The organism is Bradyrhizobium sp. DN3, assembly GCF_041357655.1.
GTDB lineage: Bacteria > Pseudomonadota > Alphaproteobacteria > Rhizobiales > Xanthobacteraceae > Bradyrhizobium.
In genome coordinates this window covers 1-17,538 of record NZ_JAULLN010000043.1, presented here as the reverse complement: position 1 = coordinate 17,538, position 17,538 = coordinate 1, and the positions used below count along the sequence as shown (strand labels likewise).

Below are 17,538 nucleotides of genomic sequence, written 5' to 3'. Positions count from 1 at the left end.
TCACCCGATCACGGCGCGCGCGACGTCGAGCAGCGCCGCCTTGACGTCGGCATCGTCGGTGAGCGGCTCGATCATGCCGGCGAGCACCGCATCGGCAGTCGGCGTGCCCGAGGCAATCAGCGTCGCGCAATAGACGACGAGCCGGGTCGAAACGCCCTCCTCCAGGTCGTGGCCCCTAAGCGCGCGCAGCCGACCAGCCAGCCCGACAAGCGGCCGCACGCGCTCCGGCGACAGTCCGCTTTCGGCGGACACGACGGCGATCTCCTGCTCGGGCGGCAGGAAGCCGAATTCGATGGCAATGAAACGCTGCCGCGTCGACGGCTTCAACGCCTTCAGCAGCGTCTGGTATCCGGGATTGTAGGAGACGACGAGCATGAAGCTGTTCGGCGCCGCGATCTCCTCGCCGGTGCGCTCCAGCGGCAGGATACGGCGGTCGTCGGTGAGCGGATGCAGCACGACGGTGACGTCCTTGCGCGCTTCCACGACCTCGTCGAGATAGCAGATGCCACCCTCGCGCACCGCGCGGGTCAGCGGACCGTCAGTCCACACGGTGTCGCCGCCCCTCAGCAGATAGCGGCCGGTGAGATCTGCGGCGGTGAGATCGTCGTGGCAGGCGACGGTGTGCAGCGGCAATCCGAGCCGCGCCGCCATATGCGCGACGAAGCGCGTCTTGCCGCAGCCGGTAGGTCCCTTCAGCAGCACCGGAAGCTGATGCCGCCAGGCGTGCTCGAACAGCGCGCATTCGTTGCCGCTTGCGACATAGGCCGGCAGCGCGGGCACCGAGGTCACGGTGTGAAGAGCGGGTTTCATGATGTCTCTCCGGACTTTCCAGGAAGCAGGCGGCCGCGGCGAACCGCGGCTGCCATTTGCATTTACTCGGCCGGCTGCAGCGCGCCGGGGATGACCGGTTGCCTGGCGCGGCCCGGCACCAACACGGCCCACACGAACATCAGCGCGGAGATCGCCACGAATACGCCGGAGCCGAGCCGGACCCAGTAGAACATCGCGAGTTGGTCCTGCACGTCCATGTAGCCCTGGCCGAGCACGCGCTGGAGATGGACCTGGACCACGCCGGCAAAGGTCAGCGCGAAGGTCATCACCATCATGGCAGTGCACATGATCCAGAAGCTCGCCATGGAGAGCCACTGGTTGTAGGGCGCGCGCCCCCTGATCTGCGGGATTGCGTAGGCCATCACCGACAGGTTCAGCATCACATAGGCGCCAAAGAAGGCGAGATGGCCGTGTGCGGCGGTGACCTGCGTGCCGTGGGTGTAGTAGTTCACCGAGGACAGCGTGTGCAGGAAGCCCCAGACGCCGGCTCCGAGGAACGCCATCACCGAGCAGCCGACCGACCACAGCAGAGCTGCGCGGTTCGGATGCTTGCGACCGGCCTTCCAGGTCATCTGCACCGTGAAGATCACCATGGTGAAGAAGGGGGCGACCTCCAGCGTGGAGAACAGCGAGCCGATCCACTGCCAATAGCCGGGCGCGCCGATCCAGTAGAAGTGGTGGCCGGTGCCGAGGATGCCGGAGAACAGCGCCAGCCCAATGATGACGTAGAGCCACTTCTCGACCACCTCGCGGTCGATGCCGTTGAGCTTGATCATCAGATAGGCCAGCACGGAGGCCATGATCAGCTCCCAGACGCCTTCGACCCAGAGATGGACGACGTACCACCAGTACATCTTGTCGACCGCCAGATTGATTGGATTGTAGAAGGCGAACAGGAAGAAGATCGCAACGCCCCACAGGCCGAACAAGAGGATGTTCGTGACCGTGGTCTTGCGGCCCTTGAGCGCCGTCATCGTCACGTTGAACAGGAACATCAGACAGACGACGACGATGCCGACCTTGATGATGAAGGGCTGCTCGAGGAACTCGCGGCCCTCGTGGTAGTGGAAGAGATAGCCGACCACGGCCACACCTGCCGCGCCAAAAAACATCCAGAACTGGATTTTTGCCAGCAGCGGGCTGTAGAGCTCGGTCTCGGTCTCTTCCGGAAGCAGGAAGTAGGTCGCGCCCATGAAGCCGATCAACGACCACACGATCAGCGCGTTGGTGTGGATCATCCTGACGATGTTGAACGGCAGGAGGGTCGACAGCGTGTTGGGCAGGACGTAGATCGTCCCCGCGAGGAGGCCGAACAGGACCTGCGCGAGGAACAGAGTCAGCGCGCCGTAGAAATACAGCATCGCGACTTTCTGGGTCTGATATTTCATCTCAGGCTCTCTGTGTTTTAGGGATTCACGAGGCGATACGCTCAGCCGGCCCTGTTCGGCGGCCATTCCTGGCGCTTGATCGTAGAGGTCCATTGCAGGAAGTCGGCGAGATCGTTGAGCTCCTGGTCGGTGAGGTTGAACTGCGGCATCTGCCGCCGGCCCGGCGCGCCCGAAGGCTGCGCCTGCATCCAGGCCTTCAGCGTCTCGCGCGCTCCCGCCGGGTCCTCGTTGCCGCCCCAGCGATCCCAGACGTTGCCGACTTCGGGAGCGAAATAGGCGCCCTCGCCGAGCAGGGTGTGGCAGTTGATGCAGGAGTTCTTCTCCCAGACATGCTTGCCGCGGGCGACCGACGACGTCAGTGTCGTCGCATCCGTCGAGGTCGTGGCCATGTAGTAATGGCTGTGCGCCGTCAGCCCTATGAAGATGGCGAAGAAAAAGGCCGAGCCGCCGTAGAAGACGTTTCGAGCGGCCGACTTGGTCAGGCGTTCAGCCATTGCCAATCCTTTCCGTTTGATTCCTGCGAAGAAGCGATGCGGTGATTTATTGCCGAACGACGCGGATCACTCTTTGACGAAGCGCAAGGAGCGCGACGATCCGCGAGGCGCCGCGTCAGATCAGGGTGACGACAGCGGATGCGAGCCAGGCGAACAGCACCACGACGAGGACCCAGGCGCTCACGAGGCCGCGCCAGAGCACCGGCGCGGCCCGAAGATCGAGGAAATCGAGCACGATACGGCGGCCCTTGACGGCCGCGAACGCCAGCAGCAGGGCATTTCCGAGCAGCGGATGCGCCACAAATGATGGGACCAGAATGGTCGCGAGCGCGAGACCGATCAGCGCGATCCAGGTGATGTCGAGACGATCCGGAATCACTGCTGCACCAGATAGATGATCGGGAACATGACGATCCACAGCAGATCGACCATGTGCCAGAAGGCGGTTCCCGTCTCGACCCCCGAGGCTTCGGCACTCCGGGAAACTACGGCCAGGATCACGATGCCAAGGCCGACATGCAGGAGATGAAAGCCGGTGAGGAGAAAGTAGAGAGTGAAGAACGGGCTGGTCTCCAGACCGTTGCCCTGACCGATCTCGCCGGCATATTCGAACAGCTTGACCGCGATGAAGAGAGCGCCAAGCGCCATGGCGCCGAAGAGCCAGCCGCGCGCGGCCGGCCTGCGGCCCGCACGGGCGGCAGCCGTCCCGCGCGCTGCGGCCCATCCGCTGGTCACAAGAACGACGGTGTTGATCCCGGCGAGATGCGCATCGAGGGTGGCCTGACCGGCCGCGAAGATCGCGGGATGAATCGCACGGGTGACGATGAAGGCGCCGAGGAACAGGCCGAAGGCGGCAAGCTCGCTGAAGATGAGCACCCAGATCATGGGATCGCCGGGGAGATCTTCGAGGATTCCCCAGCCGGTTTCTTGTTGCTCGCAGTCCGTCGCCGACATCTGATTTCCAAACCAAGACGTCCAGCCACTACCTCGACGGCGCTGTTCCGACTTTGACGCCGGACAAAGAAGCGGCAGGCCATAGGGTGTTTGCGCTACCGCAACATCCCGGCGGCCCTTCCGCCATAGGGTGGATCAACCCGGCGGTTCCACAAGACGGCAAACGACCAGATGAGCGATGCACAAATCGGCCTGATGACCGCGACCCCCATTATCATCGCGTTTGCCATCGCGCTCCGGCGAATGGGCGTGCTGTCGACCGTGGCGACCGTGTCAGCGGTAAGCCTCTCCGTCGCGATTGCGGCGGTGCTGTTCACGACGCAGTAGTGACAGGCGCCTCAGCGCGCCGTTGCGGCACTGCACAGCAAGGGCGCCTGCTGCAGGTGCGTCTCGGGCACTTTGGATTCCTCCGTCTTGGCTTCCTTGCGTCGTGCGCTAATATTGCCTTCCACACGACTGGATGAGTTCGCCATGCCTGAGATCATCAACCTTGGCGCGCTGCAGCTGACGTTCCTACAGAGCAAGGATGACACCGCCGGCGGCCTCGATCTGTTCGAGATGACGCTACAGCCGAACGCGCGCATGCCGATTCCCCATTATCACGATGGCTGGGACGAAACGATCTACGGACTAAGCGGCATCTCGACCTGGCGGATCGACGCAAAGGACATCGACGTGGCGCCGGGCGAAAGCCTCTTCATTAAGCGCGGCGTGGTGCACGGTTTCATCAACCGTTCGCCCCGACCGGCGACCTGCCTGTGCATCCTCAGCCCCGGTGTACTCGGCCCACAATACTTCAAGGAGATGGCGGCCCTGCTATTGGCCGGCAAGCCTGATCCGGCCAAAATGAAGGAAACGATGCTGCGCTACGGGCTGGTTCCGGTGATGCAATCCTGAGGATGAGTGCAGCGCGAGCGGTCGAGTCAGGTGGCCAAAGCGTTCGCTATAGCTCAAAGGGCGATGGCGAAGGCGCGCTCAGCGCCTTCGTCGTAGTCGTTGAAAAGGGTGGGCACCGCGCAAGAGCGCTTCTGCCCACCCTACGAAATCAGCGAAACTATCGCCGCTGATTATACACGTCGATGCAGACCGCCCCGAGCAGCACCAGGCCCTTGATGACCTGCTGGTAGTCGATACCGATGCCGAGGATCGACATGCCGTTGTTCATCACGCCCATGATCATGGCGCCGACCACGGCACCGCCGACGCGCCCCACCCCGCCATAGGCCGAAGCGCCGCCGATAAAGCAGGCGGCGATGACGTCGAGCTCGAAGCCGAGACCGGCCTTCGGGGTCGCGGTGTTGAGGCGCGCGGCGAAGACAAGGCCGGCGAGCGCGGCGAGCACGCCCATGTTGACGAAGGTGAGGAAGGTCAGCCGCTCGGTCTTGATGCCCGACAGGCTTGCCGCCTTGGCGTTGCCGCCGACGGCATAGATCTGCCGGCCGATCACGGTGCGCCGGGTGACGAAGCCGTAGAGCGCGATCAACGCAGTCATGATGACCAGCACATTCGGCAGGCCGCGATGCGAGGCGATCAGATAGGTGAAATAGAGCACGGCGCAGGCCAAGAGAACGCTCTTGCCCAGGAAGAACGCATAAGGCTCGACCTCGATGCCGTGCAATTGCTCACGCGAGCGGCCCTTGGCGCTGGCATAGACCAGGCCGAGCGCGAGCACGGCACCGATCAGCATGGAGGTCGGATGCAGCGTGCCGGCCTCGGGCAACAGTTCAGGAATGAACCCGGACGACAATTTCTGGAAGGTCGCCGGGAACGGCCCGAGCGACTGGCCCTGCAACACCGCGAGTGCGAGGCCCTTGAACACCAGCATGCCGGCCAGCGTCACGATGAAGGACGGGATCTTGAAATAGGCCACCCAATAGCCTTGCGCGGCGCCGATGGCGGCGCCGACCAAGAGGCAGGCGATGAACGCGAGTGTGAAGTCGATCTTGTAGGTCACCATGAGCACGGCGGCCACCGCGCCGATGAAGCCCGCGACCGAACCGACCGAAAGGTCGATATGACCGGTGACGATCACCAGCAGCATGCCCAGCGCCATGACGACGATGTAGCTGTTCTGCAGCACCAGATTGGTCAGGTTGAGCGGCTGCAGCAGCGTGCCGCCAGTGACGACCTGGAAGAACAGCATGATCGCGACCAGCGACATCAGCATGCCGTAATTGCGCAAATTGTTCTTGATGAAGCTGCCGTGCCGACGCTCCTCGGGCAGCGAAACCGTCTTGTCGGTCATGGCTGCGTTCCTCCCATCTCGACGACCGCGGGCGCGGCGTTCCCAATTTTTCTTTCGTTGCGCATGATGGCGCGCATGATCTTTTCCTGCGTCGCCTCGGATCCCCTGAACTCCCCGACAAAGGCGCCGTCGTTCATGACGCAGATGCGGTCGCAGATGCCGAGCAACTCTGGCATTTCCGAGGAGATCACCACGACGCCGCGGCCGGCTTCCGCCAGCTCGTTGATGATACAGTAAATCTCGTACTTGGCACCGACGTCGATGCCCCGCGTCGGCTCGTCCAGGATCAGCACCTTCGGGTCGGTCATCAGCCATTTCGACAGCACCACTTTCTGCTGGTTGCCGCCGGAGAGCTGTCCGGTCTCCTGGTAGACGTCGGAGCAGCGGATCCGCATCCGGTTGCGGTAGTCGCTGGCGACCTTCAATTCGGCAATGTCGTCGATCACCCTCCCCGGCGCGACCTGGTCAAGGCTCGCCAGCGTGATGTTCTTGCGGACGTCGTCGGCGAGAATGAGGCCGAGCTGCTTGCGATCCTCGGTGACATAGGCAAGGCCGGCGTCGATCGCGGCCGCGACGCTCGGCAGCATCATCTCCTTGCCCTCGAGCCGGAGACTGCCGCTGATGGTGGTGCCCCAGGAGCGGCCGAACAGGCTCATGGCGAATTCAGTGCGGCCGGCCCCCATCAGGCCGGCGATGCCCACGACCTCGCCTCGCTTGACACTGAAATTGACGTTCTTGATCACCTGCCGTTCGGGATGAATGGGGTGATAGACCGACCAGTTCTCGACGGTGAGCACGGCTTCGCCGATCTTCGCGCTGCGCTCCGGGAAGCGGTGAGCAAGATCGCGGTTGACCATGCTGCGGATGATGCGGTCCTCCTGGATCGGCTCGGCATGGCAATCGATGCTGTCGACCGTGCGGCCGTCGCGCAGCACGGTGATGTGGTCGGCGACCTTGGCGACCTCGTTCAGCTTGTGCGAGATCAGGATCGAGCCGATGCCCTGCTCGCGGAACGCCATAAGGCGTTCGAGCAGCGCGGCGCTGTCCGCCTCATTGAGGCTCGCGGTCGGCTCGTCCAGGATCAGCATCCGCACCCGCTTGGAGAGCGCCTTCGCGATTTCGACCAGCTGCTGCTTGCCGACGCCGAGATCGGTGATCAGCGTATCCGGCGATTCTCGCAGGCCGACCTGCGCGAGCAGTTCTCGCGTGCGCCGGTAGACCTCGTCGCGATCGATCACCCCTAATTTCGACGGCGGATGCGACAGGAAGATGTTCTCGGCGATCGACATCAGCGGAATCAGCGCCAGCTCCTGATGGATGATGATGATGCCGAGCGCCTCGGAATCGTTGATGTCGCGGAAGCGTCGCTCCTCGCCTTCGAAGACGATGGTGCCCTCGTAACTGCCGTGCGGATAGACCCCGCTTAGCACTTTCATCAGCGTCGACTTGCCGGCGCCGTTCTCGCCGACGAGCGCGTGGATCTGCCCGGCGTGAACCGAGAAATTGACATCGCGCAGCGCCTGCACACCGGCAAAGCTCTTGCTGACGTTGCGCATCTCCAGCATGGCGGTCATGGCTTTGGTGTCCCTTGCGTTAGTTCGCCTCTCCCCGCGTGCGGGGAGAGGCCGGAATTCGAGCGCAGCTTGAATTCCGGGTGAGGGGGAGTCTCCGCGAGGGCAACTCTCACCGCCCCCGTTGAGAGCCCCCTAACCCTCTCCCCGCACGCGGGGAGAGGGGAAAGAGAGAGTCCTTACTGGAACTGCGACTTCTTGTAGTAGCCGCTGTCGACCAGCACCTTCTCCCAATTGTCCTTGTAGACCACCACCGGCTTGAGCAGATAGGACGGCACCGTCTTGACGCCGTTCTCGTAGGTCTTGGTGTCGTTGACGGTGACCTGCTTGCCGGCGAGCGCCGCGTCGACCATGTCGGCCGTGACCTTGGCGAGATCGCGGGTGTCCTTGAAGATGGTCGAATACTGGTCGCCGCGCAGCATCGCCTTGATCGAGGGCACCTCGGCGTCCTGTCCGGAGATGATCGGCATCGGCTGATCGGCGCTGCCGTAGCCGACACCCTTCAGCGAGGAGATGATGCCGATCGAGATGCCGTCATAGGGCGACAGCACGGCATTGATCTTCTTGTTGCCGTAATAGGCGCTGAGCAGGTTGTCCATGCGGGCCTGCGCGGTGGCGCCATCCCAGCGGAGCGTAGCGACCTTGTCCATGCCCATCTGGCCGGAGACGACGACGAGCTTGCCGCTGTCGATGTACGGCTTCAGCACGCTCATCGCGCCGTTGTAGAAGAAGTAGGCGTTGTTGTCGTCGGGCGAGCCGCCGAACAGCTCGATGTTGAAGGGTCCCTTGCCTTCCTTGAGGCCGAGCCCCTGCTCGATCGACTGCGCCTGGAGCACGCCGACCTGGAAATTGTCGAACGTCGCGTAGTAGTCGACGTTCGGCGTGCCGCGGATCAGGCGGTCATAGGCGATCACGGTGATGCCCTTGGCCTTGGCCTGCTTGAGCACGTCGGACAACGTGGTGCCGTCAATCGCGGCGATCACCAGCGCCTTCGCGCCCTTGGTCACCATGTTCTCGACCTGCGAGAGCTGGTTCGGAATGTCGTCCTCGGCATATTGCAGATCGGTGTTGTAGCCGCGCTCCTTCAGCACCTTGACCATGTTGTTGCCGTCGTCGATCCAGCGCGCCGAGGATTTGGTCGGCATGGCGATGCCGACTGTCGCCTTCTGGGCGGAGGCGGTGACGCCTGTGGCCATCGTGGCAGCGCCGGCCAGCGCCAGTGCGAGGAACGTCGTCTTCAGTTTCAGCATATTTCACTCCCTTTGGGTGTCAGACTGTTTCTTCGTGTCGTCGAGAACGTGGGTGGGCTGCTTCGGATCTCCTATGCGAGCTTGACGTCGGGCTCCGCACGACCGCGCGCGGATGCATCCAGCAGAAAGGTGTGGCCTGCTTGCGGATCAGCGGCGCGCGCCGCCGCGTTCATGTCCTGCCAGGCGGAGGTGACGAGGAGACGCGACAGATCGGGGCCAACGAAAGCCGGGCAGCTCGCCTGCTTCGCAGGAACGCTCAATGAGCGCAGGCGCTCGCCCTGCGGAGAGTAGACATCGATGCGGCTCGCGCCCCAGCAGGCGTTCCAGATCTGCCCGTCGGCGTCGCACACCGAGCCGTCGAAACCGCCGATGCCGGTGTGGCGCAGCAGCACCTCCGGCTCGCCGCGCGGCAGGCCAGTCGCCGGATTGAGCGGCACCGTGTAGAGCACGGCGCGCGCACTATCGGCGAAATAGCCGATCGCACCGTCCGGCGAGAAGCAGATCGAGTTGGGAATGCTGATGCGGGGGAACAGCAGCGAGATCTTGCCGCGATGGAACGCGTAGATCGCGCCGGCCCCTGCTTCCGCCTTGCGTCCCATGGTGCCGATCCAGAACGTGCCGGACTGATGCACGCGCGCGTCGTTGGAACGCGTGGCGGGATTGTCGGCTTCGAGCGGGCAGAGCAGCGTCATTGCGCCGTCGGCGACGTTGCGGATGTAAAGGCCATCTTCCGCGACGATCAACTGACGCTCGGCATCGATGCGTCCGAGCGCGCTCGCCATCCGGCCGAGGGCATGGATGCGGACCCCACCGCCGCCGAGCTGCGCCTCGAACAGCAGCCCTTCGCGGATGTCGAACCACCAGGCGGTGTCGGTGGTCGCATCATAGGTCGGTCCCTCGCCGAGATGGCAAGGATGGTCCGAGAGCACAGACGTCGGCACCTCTTCCATCATGGCGTCCTCACCGAAAAGCGATAGACCGTGTGATGGCGATAGACCTCGCCGGGTGAAAGCCGCGGGCTCGGGAAATCCGGCCGGTTCGGCGCGTCGGGCCAGATGTGGGGTTCCAGGCACATCGCATCCGACTGCCGGATGAGCTTGCCGCCCTTCCCGGAGATCGTGCCATCGAGATAATTGCCGGAATAGACCTGAAGTCCGGGCTGATCGGTGAACAGCTCCATGATGCGCCCCGAGTGCGGCGCCTCCAGCCGGGCCGCGAAAGCAAGCTTGCCGTCACGCGCGAGGCAGTAGGTGTGATCGTAGCCCCTGCCGCTCTGCAATTGCTGATCGCTCTCGCGGATGCGCGCACCGACGGGCCGTGCTTCGCGGAAGTCGAACGGCGTGCCAGCAACGTGACGCGGCGGCTCCGGCAGCGGAATGGCGGAGGGATCGATCGCAAGGAAATGCTCGGCAGCGACCATCAGCTTATGATCAAGGATGGGGGTACCCGACGTCGCACCTTCCAGATTGAAGAAGCTATGGTTGGTGAGATTGACGATCGTTGGCCGGTCCGTGCGGGCTTCCATGGTGAGCGACAGCTCAGTCGGTCCCGTGATGCGATAGGTCAGACGCACATCGAGCCGGCCGGGATAGTTTTCTTCGCCATGCGGGCTGACATAGGTCAGCGTCACGGCGGGCTCGGCGCCCTCGTCGATCTCCCCAATGTCCCAGAGTTTGCGATCGAAGCCATCGAGGCCACCGTGCAGCGCATTCGGACCGTTGTTGACGGGAAGCTGCACCGTCTCGCCGCCAAGCGAAAACTGTCCCTTGGCGATGCGATTGGCATAACGGCCGACGGTGGCGCCGAAGAACTTTCGCTCGGCGAGATAGCCCGCGAACGCATCGTGGCCGAGCACGACATCGTCGTAGCCGCCCTTCGCGTCCGGCGCGATCAGCGCCTGGATCACCGCACCATGGGTGATGATCCGCGCTTCGAAGCCGCCCGCTCCGCGCAGTACGATACGTTCGACCGCGCGGCCGTCCGGCAGCGTTCCGAAAACGTCTCTTATTATTTTCGAGCCAGCCATTGTCAGTCCACAAATGCTTCGACGATCGTCCGCTTGCCGAGCAGGAAAGCATCGGCGACGAGACGCAATGGCGCCAGATCGACGTCGCTCGCGCAGGTCGCAGCGAGATCGACGAAGCGCCGGTAGAGCTCCCGATATTCCTCATCGGGCGCCTCGGCAACGGTCTTGCCGTCGATCGCCATGCGCCTGCCGCCACCGGACAGAGTCAGCTGGCCCTGATCGGTTTCCACGAGGATATCCCAGCTCTGCGGTCCGGTCTGGCGGAAATCGAACTCGGCGGTGACAGGCAGGCCGCCGATGTCCGTCAGCGTCAGCTTCGCGGCGATCGGCGCCTGGCAATTGGCGGGAAAGGCCAGCTCGGCCGCCGTGACGAACACCGACTGCGGCAGGATTTTGGTCAGGATCGACAGCGCGTTGATGCCGGGATCGAATACGCCAAGCCCGCCCGGTTCCCAGATCCAGCCTTGCCCGGGATGCCAGACGCGGACGTCTTCCTTCCAGTTGATGTGCACGGAGGTGATGCGGCGTTCGGCGAGCCATTGCCGCGCCGGCTCGACCGCCGGCGCGTAGCGCGAATGCCAGGTCGCAAACAGCGTCCGCTTCGCATCCGCCGCCATCGCGATCAGCGGATCGAGTTCGGCAACGCCGGTGCCGGGCGGCTTCTCCAGCATGACATGCTTGCCGGCGGCGAGCGCCGCGGCCGCCTGGGCACGGCGCACCTGCGGCGGAGTGCAGAGCGACACCGCGTCGATCGGCGGCCCCTTCTCCAGCAATTCCTCGATGGTGGCGAAATGCGGCAGCCCCGGCAGCGAAGCGTTGCGACTGGCGACAGCCGCGAGCGTCGCACCCGGTGTCGCCGCGATCGCACTAAGGTGCTGGTCGCGCGCGATCTTGCCGAAGCCGACGATGGCGATACGAAGTTCAGTCACGATCTCTCTCCGGATTTCGCAGATGACAGCGGCTCGGCCGGCGCGGTTTCGATCACCGCGTCCTCGTGGCGGCGCATGCCGTTGTGAATGACGTAGACCATCGCCTCCGACGCGGCGTCGACATCGCCCACCGCAATGGCATCGACGATCTTCTGATGCCAGAGCAGCACGGTGTCGCGGTCCTCCGACTCGACCGGGGCGCTCAGCAGGAACGAGGCGCGGAGCGCAGCCTCGATGACATGCCCGATCGAGCGCATGAACAGATTGCCGGAGGCACGCGCCACCCCAACATGGAGCGCGAGGTCGGCATCGGCAAAGCCGACGGAGTCGGACGCTTCAAGCCGCATGCGATCCATGCAGCGACGGAGCTCAGCGACGTCCTCGTCGGACCGGTGCATAGCTGCGAGCGCGGCGGCGCGCGGCTCGACGGCCAGACGGATCTCAGCGAGGTCGTTGAGGAAACGCTTGTCGATGCCGGCGTCCAGGTGCCAGGCCAGCACGTCGGCATCGAACATGTTCCAGGCGCCGCGCTCGCGTACGACGGTGCCGACCCGCGCCTTGGTGGTGAGCAGGCCCTTGGCGACCAGGGTCTTGACGCTTTCGCGCAGCACCGGCCGCGATACGCCGAACATCGCGATCATCTCGGCATCACCGGGCAGCCGCGTCCCCTCCGCATAGCGGCCGGCGATGATGTCGACGCCGATCGAGCGGGCCACCTCCGCATGGTTGGAGTGGGCCCGCCGCGTCGGGATGACGACGATGCGCGAGGTCATGAGATTGCTCCTGCACTCTTCCTCACCGGTCGTCGTGCAAGCGCGACCAGTCCCTGCTGCAAGGCGATGAAGGCGAACAGCAGCACGCCGGTCGCGATCTTAGTCCACCAGCTCGACAGCGTGCCATCGAAATTGATGTAGGTCTGGATCAAGCCCTGGATCAGCACGCCGAGGAAGGTGCCGATCACCGATCCCTGTCCGCCGGTGAGCAGCGTGCCGCCGATCACGACGGCCGCGATGGTGTCGAGCTCGACGCCGACCGCGGAGAGCGAATAGCCCGCGCTGGTGTAGAAGGAGAAGACAATGCCGGCGATGCCCGCCAGCAGGCTCGACAGCATGTAGATCTTCACCGTCATCTTGCCGACTGCAACGCCCATCAGGCTCGCGGTCGCCCGGCTGCCGCCGAGCGCATAGACATTGGCGCCGAACCGGGTGAGATGCAGCAGCAGGGCGCCGCCGATCACGATCACCAGCATGATGATCGCGATCGCCGTCAGCCGTCCGCCGCCGGGCATGCGCAGCGCGAAGTCCGACACGGTGGAGTAGACCGGCGCGGTGATCGGCACCGATTCCGTCGAGAGCAGGAAGCTCGCACCGCGTGCCAAGAACATGCCGGCGAGCGTGACGATGAAGGGCGGCAGGTCGAAGACATGGATCACGGCGCCCATTGTAGCCCCGAACCCAGCCGAGAGCACCAGGATGGCGGCGAAAGCGACCAGCGGCGGCACGCCCCAGCGCTCGATGGCCAGGGCCACGAACACAGTGGTGAAACCGATCACCGAGCCGACCGAGAGATCGATGCCGCCGGAGATGATGACGAAGGTCATGCCGATCGCGACGATGCCGAGGAAAGCGTTGTCGGTGAGGAGATTGCCGACCACGCGGGTCGAGGCAATGTTGGGGAATTGCATCGCGCAGAGCGCAAAGCCGGCGACGAGCACGATGGCCGTGATGAGGGCGGGCGGCAGGCCTTTCATGCTTTGGACCTCCGCAGCCGCGCGGCGATTCCGGCAATGCCGGCGAATTTCGGCGATTGCAGCAGCAGCACCGCGAGCACCACCACCGCCTTGACCAGCAAATTGAACTCCGGCGGATAGCCGGACAAGAGGATCCCGGTGTTCATGGTCTGGATGATCAGCGCGCCGAGCACGGCGAGCAACAGGCTGAAGCGGCCGCCGAACAGCGAGGTGCCGCCGATCACGACCGCAAGGATGGCGTCGAGCTCGAGCCAGAGGCCGGCATTGTTGGCATCCGCGCCCATGATGTCGGCGGCTGCGATCACGCCGGCGAGCGCGGCGCAGACGCCGCACCAGACATAGACCGACAGGATCATGGCGCGCGTGCCGACGCCGGCGAGCTCGCTTGCGCGCGCATTGCCGCCGGTCGCCTCGATCAGCAGCCCCAGCGCCGAGCCGCGCACCACCGCACCGGTGAGGATCAGCATGCCCAAGGCAATCGCGACCGGCACCGGCAGGCCGAGCACTGCGCCATTGCCGAGCCAGACCAGATCCGGCGAAGAGAAGGTCACGATGCGCCCCTCGGTGATCAGCTGGGCGATGCCGCGTCCCGCCACCATCAGGATCAGCGTCGCCACGATCGGCTGCATGCCGAGCACGGCGACGAGGAAGCCGTTCCAGAGCCCACAGACGAGCCCGGCACCGAGCGCAGCCCCCAGCACGATCGGCAGACCGTGGCTGTCGGCGAGGCTCGCCGCGATCGCGCCCGAGATCGCCATGACGGCGCCGACCGACAGATCGATGCCGCGCGTGGCGATGACCAGCACCATGCCGAGCGAGAGCAGCGCCACCGGCGTGCCGCGGTTGAGCACGTCGATCAGGCTGCCGAACAGCCGGCCGTCCTGGAGACGCAGGTCGAAGAATTGCGGCGACACCACGCGATCGACCGCCAGGATGACGACCAGCGCAAGTATCTGGGCAAGGCCGCGGCGCGGCAACAGCGCTGTCATGCCCGGCCCTCATGCGCAACGCTGGCGCCGTCGGCGGCGATGGCCGCGAGGATGTTGCCGACATCGATCGCCTCGCCCGCGAGCTCCTCGACATGGGCGCGGTCGCGCAACACGACGACGCGATCGGAATAGGTCACGATCTCATCCAGCTCCGAGGAGATCACGAGCAGCGCGAGGCCGTCGTCGCAGAGCTCGCGGATCAGGCGGATGATCTCGGCATGCGCGCCGACATCGATGCCGCGGGTCGGCTCGTCCAACACCAGCAGGCGCGGCGATGTCGCGAGCCAGCGCGCCAGCAGCACTTTCTGCTGGTTGCCGCCGGACAACAGGCCGACCGGACGTTCGGGATCTGCCGGCCGGATGTCGAGCATCTTGACGTAGCGGCCCGCGATCTCGTCCTGCTCGCGGCGCGACAGCGGCCGATGCAGCCCGCGCTTGGCCTGGAGCGCGAGCACGATGTTCTCACGCACGCTGAGCTCGGCGACGATGCCGTCGGTCTTGCGCTCCTCCGGGCAATAGCCAAAGCCGTGGCGGACGCCGTCGCGCGGCGATTGGAGCCGCACGGGGGCGCCTTCCACCCTCGCCTGCCCGCGATCGGCGCGTTCGGCGCCGAACACCAGCCGCGCCGTCTCGGTCCGGCCCGAGCCGAGCAGGCCGGCCAGACCGACGACCTCGCCATGGCGCAGCTCGAGATTGAACGGCGCGACATAGCCGGCCTTGCCGTAACCCTCAAAGCTCGCGCAGATCTCGCGCGCCTTGTGTTCGGTGGCAGAAGCCCGCGCGCTGGTGGTCTCGGCCAGCTCGCGGCCAAGCATCATCCGGATCAATTCCAGCCGCGGCAGCGAAGCCGTCTCGCGCTCCCCGACCAGGCGGCCGTTGCGCAAGACCGTGATGCGGTCGGAGATCTCGTAGACCTGGTCCAGGAAGTGACTGACGAAGACGATGCCGATGCCACGCTTTGCGAGCTGGCGCATGATGCCGAAGAGGATCTCGACTTCGTGACGGTCGAGGCTCGCGGTCGGCTCGTCCAGGATCAGCACCCGTGCGGAGAGATCGACGGCCCGCGCGATCGCGGTGACGTGCTGCACGGCGACAGAATAGCTGCCGAGCGGCGCGGCGACATCGATGTCGAGGCCGAAGTCCGCGAGAAAGGCCTTGGCGCGGCGACGCATCTCGCCTTCGCGGACGATGCCGAAACGCATCGGCTGGCGGTCGAGAAACAGGTTCTGTGCCACCGAGAGGTTCGGCAGCAGATTGACTTCCTGGTAGACGGTGGCAATGCCGGCCTGAAGCGCGGCCTTGGCCGAGCGCGGCGCGATTGCCTCGCCACTGATCCTGACGATGCCGGCATCGCGCGGGAACACGCCGGTGACCGCCTTGATCAGCGTGGACTTGCCGGCGCCGTTCTCGCCGAGCAGCGCATGGATCTCGCCGGCGCGAAGCGTGAAGTCGACCTCCTGCAACGCACGCACAGCACCGAAGCTTTTGCTGATCCCGCGCACCTCCAGAAGGGCCGGAGCAGGATCGGGGCTGTTCTCCATGACAACGTCACTCCCGCCAGTGCCCGCTGATGATGCGGTCACCCAGCCTATTCGTTCGCACAGCGATTTCGAAGGGGGTATCACCGGACCACCGAAACATGGCGGTCCGGCGCAGCGCCCGCCTCAGTAACCGAGGCCCTTCTTGCTGTCGTAGATCTTCTGCGGATCGTCGGCAGCGGTATAGAGCTTGGACTCGGTCTGGATCCACTTCGGCGGAACCGTACCCTTGCCCTTGAATGCCGCAATCGCATCGAGCGCCGGGCCGGCCATGTTCGGCGTCAGCTCGACGGTCGCATTGGCTTCGCCGGCGGCCATCGCCTTGAAGATATCGGGGACTGCATCGATGGAAACGGTGAGGATCTCCTTGCCGGGCTTGAGACCGGCTTCCTTCATGGCCTGGATCGCGCCCACCATCATGTCATCGTTATGGGCATAGACGGCGCAGATCGACTTGCCGCCGCCTTCGGCCTTGATGAAGCTCTCCATCACCTCCTTGCCCTTGGCGCGAGTGAAGTCGCCGGTCTGGCTGCGCACCACCTTCAGGTTCGCATGCTTGGCGATAGCGGTGTCGAAACCCTTCTTGCGGTTGGCCGCCACGCTGGCGCCGACCGTGCCCTGCAATTCGACGATGTTGCAGGCCTTCGTCCCGACGGTCTTGGCCAGCCAGTCGCCGGCGACCTCGCCTTCGTGCACGCTGTCGGAGGTGACAGCGGTGAGATAGAGCTCCTTGCCGGAGGGATCGATGTCGCGGTCGAGCAGCACGACCGGGATCTTGGCCTCCTTGGCTTCCTTCAGCACCGAATCCCAGCCGGTCGAGACGACTGGCGCAAGGAAGATCGCGTCGACATTCTGCGCGATGAAGGAGCGGATCGCCTTGATCTGGTTCTCCTGCTTCTGCTGCGCGTCGGCGATCTTGAGATTGACCTTTCGCTTGGTGGCTTCCTGCTTGGAGACCGAAGTCTCGGCCGCGCGCCAGCCGGATTCCGATCCGATCTGCGAGAAGCCGATGGTGAGCTCGGCGGCATTCGCCGGCAGGGCAAGCAGCAACGCGGCCGTGGCGCTGGCCGCAAAGAGGGCTTTGAAGGTCATCAGGCGTGTCTCCCAATATGTTTATCCGGGGCGCCGATGGTAGCATGGCACCCACAGGCCGGCCTTCGAGGCGGCGGGAGGCACTATTTCACGGAAGAATGGTTCCGTATAGTCATATTATTTGACTATTTAGTGGAAAGAGAGCGGCGGAACCGGCTGGCCGCATAGATGACACGCACAGCGCGATTTTGTTCCGGCGATACAACGCGGAGATGAAGGAGAAATTGTGGGCAGCGGCAATGCGCTCCCTTGCCCCGTTTCTTACGGGGCCGAGACGAGCTTCGCTCGCGCTGAGAGGGTTGGGGCGAGGGGGTGTCTCCGCGAAAACAATGAGAGACGGACTCACAACCTCTCCTCCCCCGTCATTGCGAGCGCAGCGAAGCAATCCAGAATCCCTCCACGGAAAGACTCTGGATTGCTTCGCTGCGCTCGCAATGATGGGATGGACGGCCCCCGAACGGCATCGGTGTGCCAGACTGGT

Annotated in this window: 18 protein-coding genes; 2 read left to right on the top strand and 16 right to left on the bottom strand. The window is 64.5% G+C overall.

From position 1 onward, the window contains the following. From AAE027_RS36565 to AAE027_RS36545, 5 genes are all read right to left on the bottom strand, one after another. Positions 1-810 (bottom strand): CbbQ/NirQ/NorQ/GpvN family protein, encoded by an 810-nt coding sequence (locus AAE027_RS36565; RefSeq protein ID WP_370990766.1) that lies wholly within the window; start codon positions 808-810, stop codon positions 1-3. 62 nt (positions 811-872) lie between these two features. Then, positions 873-2,219: a cbb3-type cytochrome c oxidase subunit I gene (locus AAE027_RS36560; protein ID WP_128947426.1), complete on the bottom strand. Its 1,347-nt coding sequence runs from the start codon at positions 2,217-2,219 to the stop codon at positions 873-875. 41 nt (positions 2,220-2,260) lie between these two features. Next, positions 2,261-2,713 carry a c-type cytochrome gene (locus AAE027_RS36555; RefSeq protein WP_370990765.1) on the bottom strand — a complete coding sequence of 151 codons (453 nt, stop codon included), beginning with the start codon at positions 2,711-2,713 and terminating at the stop codon, positions 2,261-2,263. A gap of 115 nt (positions 2,714-2,828) precedes the next feature. Continuing rightward, on the bottom strand, positions 2,829-3,089 hold the full coding sequence (locus AAE027_RS36550; RefSeq protein ID WP_370990783.1) for a cytochrome C oxidase subunit IV family protein: 261 nt from the start codon (positions 3,087-3,089) through the stop codon (positions 2,829-2,831). After that, positions 3,089-3,667: a cytochrome c oxidase subunit 3 family protein gene (locus tag AAE027_RS36545; protein WP_370990764.1), complete on the bottom strand. Its 579-nt coding sequence runs from the start codon at positions 3,665-3,667 to the stop codon at positions 3,089-3,091. Before AAE027_RS36545 ends, AAE027_RS36550 begins: the two co-directional genes overlap by 1 nt. A 171-nt stretch (positions 3,668-3,838) precedes the next feature. Here AAE027_RS36545 and AAE027_RS36540 point away from each other — a divergent pair, with 171 nt between their 5' ends. Together AAE027_RS36540 and AAE027_RS36535 are read left to right on the top strand one after the other, a co-directional pair. After that, complete coding sequence (locus tag AAE027_RS36540) at positions 3,839-3,994, top strand: hypothetical protein (protein WP_091892367.1); 156 nt, start codon at positions 3,839-3,841, stop codon at positions 3,992-3,994. A gap of 144 nt (positions 3,995-4,138) precedes the next feature. After that, positions 4,139-4,564 (top strand): cupin domain-containing protein, encoded by a 426-nt coding sequence (locus AAE027_RS36535; protein WP_091892363.1) that lies wholly within the window; start codon positions 4,139-4,141, stop codon positions 4,562-4,564. Between the two features lie 157 nt (positions 4,565-4,721). Here the strand turns inward: AAE027_RS36535 and mmsB are convergent, their stop codons facing one another. The 11 genes from mmsB to ytfQ form a co-directional block, all read right to left on the bottom strand. Beyond that, the gene (mmsB, locus tag AAE027_RS36530) at positions 4,722-5,912 is read right to left on the bottom strand and encodes a multiple monosaccharide ABC transporter permease (protein WP_091892361.1); all 1,191 of its coding nucleotides are present in this window, start codon (positions 5,910-5,912) and stop codon (positions 4,722-4,724) included. Beyond that, entirely contained in the window at positions 5,909-7,486 is a 1,578-nt protein-coding gene (mmsA, locus tag AAE027_RS36525; RefSeq protein ID WP_370990763.1) for a multiple monosaccharide ABC transporter ATP-binding protein, read from the bottom strand. Before mmsA ends, mmsB begins: the two co-directional genes overlap by 4 nt. A gap of 176 nt (positions 7,487-7,662) precedes the next feature. Next, entirely contained in the window at positions 7,663-8,733 is a 1,071-nt protein-coding gene (gene chvE, locus AAE027_RS36520; protein WP_091892357.1) for a multiple monosaccharide ABC transporter substrate-binding protein, read from the bottom strand. 71 nt (positions 8,734-8,804) lie between these two features. After that, positions 8,805-9,683, bottom strand: a complete 879-nt coding sequence (locus AAE027_RS36515; protein WP_370990782.1) for an SMP-30/gluconolactonase/LRE family protein — start codon at positions 9,681-9,683, stop codon at positions 8,805-8,807. Beyond that, positions 9,683-10,759: an aldose epimerase family protein gene (locus AAE027_RS36510; protein WP_370990762.1), complete on the bottom strand. Its 1,077-nt coding sequence runs from the start codon at positions 10,757-10,759 to the stop codon at positions 9,683-9,685. Before AAE027_RS36510 ends, AAE027_RS36515 begins: the two co-directional genes overlap by 1 nt. A 2-nt stretch (positions 10,760-10,761) precedes the next feature. Next, complete coding sequence (locus tag AAE027_RS36505) at positions 10,762-11,688, bottom strand: Gfo/Idh/MocA family protein (RefSeq protein WP_370990761.1); 927 nt, start codon at positions 11,686-11,688, stop codon at positions 10,762-10,764. After that, positions 11,685-12,461 (bottom strand): FadR/GntR family transcriptional regulator, encoded by a 777-nt coding sequence (locus tag AAE027_RS36500; RefSeq protein ID WP_370990760.1) that lies wholly within the window; start codon positions 12,459-12,461, stop codon positions 11,685-11,687. The genes AAE027_RS36505 and AAE027_RS36500 overlap by 4 nt, the downstream gene beginning before the upstream one ends. Next, a complete protein-coding gene (gene yjfF, locus AAE027_RS36495; RefSeq protein WP_370990759.1) occupies positions 12,458-13,438 on the bottom strand; it encodes a galactofuranose ABC transporter, permease protein YjfF in 981 nt (326 codons plus the stop codon). The genes AAE027_RS36500 and yjfF overlap by 4 nt, the downstream gene beginning before the upstream one ends. Next, the gene (locus AAE027_RS36490; protein WP_370990758.1) at positions 13,435-14,427 is read right to left on the bottom strand and encodes an ABC transporter permease; all 993 of its coding nucleotides are present in this window, start codon (positions 14,425-14,427) and stop codon (positions 13,435-13,437) included. The genes yjfF and AAE027_RS36490 overlap by 4 nt, the downstream gene beginning before the upstream one ends. Beyond that, positions 14,424-15,968 carry a sugar ABC transporter ATP-binding protein gene (locus AAE027_RS36485; RefSeq protein WP_370990757.1) on the bottom strand — a complete coding sequence of 515 codons (1,545 nt, stop codon included), beginning with the start codon at positions 15,966-15,968 and terminating at the stop codon, positions 14,424-14,426. Before AAE027_RS36485 ends, AAE027_RS36490 begins: the two co-directional genes overlap by 4 nt. A gap of 123 nt (positions 15,969-16,091) precedes the next feature. Then, positions 16,092-17,057 carry a galactofuranose ABC transporter, galactofuranose-binding protein YtfQ gene (ytfQ, locus tag AAE027_RS36480; protein WP_370990756.1) on the bottom strand — a complete coding sequence of 322 codons (966 nt, stop codon included), beginning with the start codon at positions 17,055-17,057 and terminating at the stop codon, positions 16,092-16,094. Positions 17,058-17,538: the final 481 nt, after the last annotated feature.

Coding starts and splice junctions, on each gene's coding strand:
- AAE027_RS36545 (WP_370990764.1), bottom strand. CDS start 3,667: ATGTCGGCGACGGACTGCGAGCAACAAGAAACCGGCTGGGGAATCCTC.
- AAE027_RS36515 (WP_370990782.1), bottom strand. CDS start 9,683: ATGGAAGAGGTGCCGACGTCTGTGCTCTCGGACCATCCTTGCCATCTC.
- ytfQ (WP_370990756.1), bottom strand. CDS start 17,057: ATGACCTTCAAAGCCCTCTTTGCGGCCAGCGCCACGGCCGCGTTGCTG.
- mmsB (WP_091892361.1), bottom strand. CDS start 5,912: ATGACCGACAAGACGGTTTCGCTGCCCGAGGAGCGTCGGCACGGCAGC.
- AAE027_RS36560 (WP_128947426.1), bottom strand. CDS start 2,219: ATGAAATATCAGACCCAGAAAGTCGCGATGCTGTATTTCTACGGCGCG.
- AAE027_RS36540 (WP_091892367.1), top strand. CDS start 3,839: ATGAGCGATGCACAAATCGGCCTGATGACCGCGACCCCCATTATCATC.
- yjfF (WP_370990759.1), bottom strand. CDS start 13,438: ATGAAAGGCCTGCCGCCCGCCCTCATCACGGCCATCGTGCTCGTCGCC.
- AAE027_RS36490 (WP_370990758.1), bottom strand. CDS start 14,427: ATGACAGCGCTGTTGCCGCGCCGCGGCCTTGCCCAGATACTTGCGCTG.
- AAE027_RS36555 (WP_370990765.1), bottom strand. CDS start 2,713: ATGGCTGAACGCCTGACCAAGTCGGCCGCTCGAAACGTCTTCTACGGC.
- AAE027_RS36510 (WP_370990762.1), bottom strand. CDS start 10,759: ATGGCTGGCTCGAAAATAATAAGAGACGTTTTCGGAACGCTGCCGGAC.
- mmsA (WP_370990763.1), bottom strand. CDS start 7,486: ATGACCGCCATGCTGGAGATGCGCAACGTCAGCAAGAGCTTTGCCGGT.
- AAE027_RS36535 (WP_091892363.1), top strand. CDS start 4,139: ATGCCTGAGATCATCAACCTTGGCGCGCTGCAGCTGACGTTCCTACAG.
- AAE027_RS36485 (WP_370990757.1), bottom strand. CDS start 15,968: ATGGAGAACAGCCCCGATCCTGCTCCGGCCCTTCTGGAGGTGCGCGGG.
- AAE027_RS36565 (WP_370990766.1), bottom strand. CDS start 810: ATGAAACCCGCTCTTCACACCGTGACCTCGGTGCCCGCGCTGCCGGCC.
- AAE027_RS36500 (WP_370990760.1), bottom strand. CDS start 12,461: ATGACCTCGCGCATCGTCGTCATCCCGACGCGGCGGGCCCACTCCAAC.
- chvE (WP_091892357.1), bottom strand. CDS start 8,733: ATGCTGAAACTGAAGACGACGTTCCTCGCACTGGCGCTGGCCGGCGCT.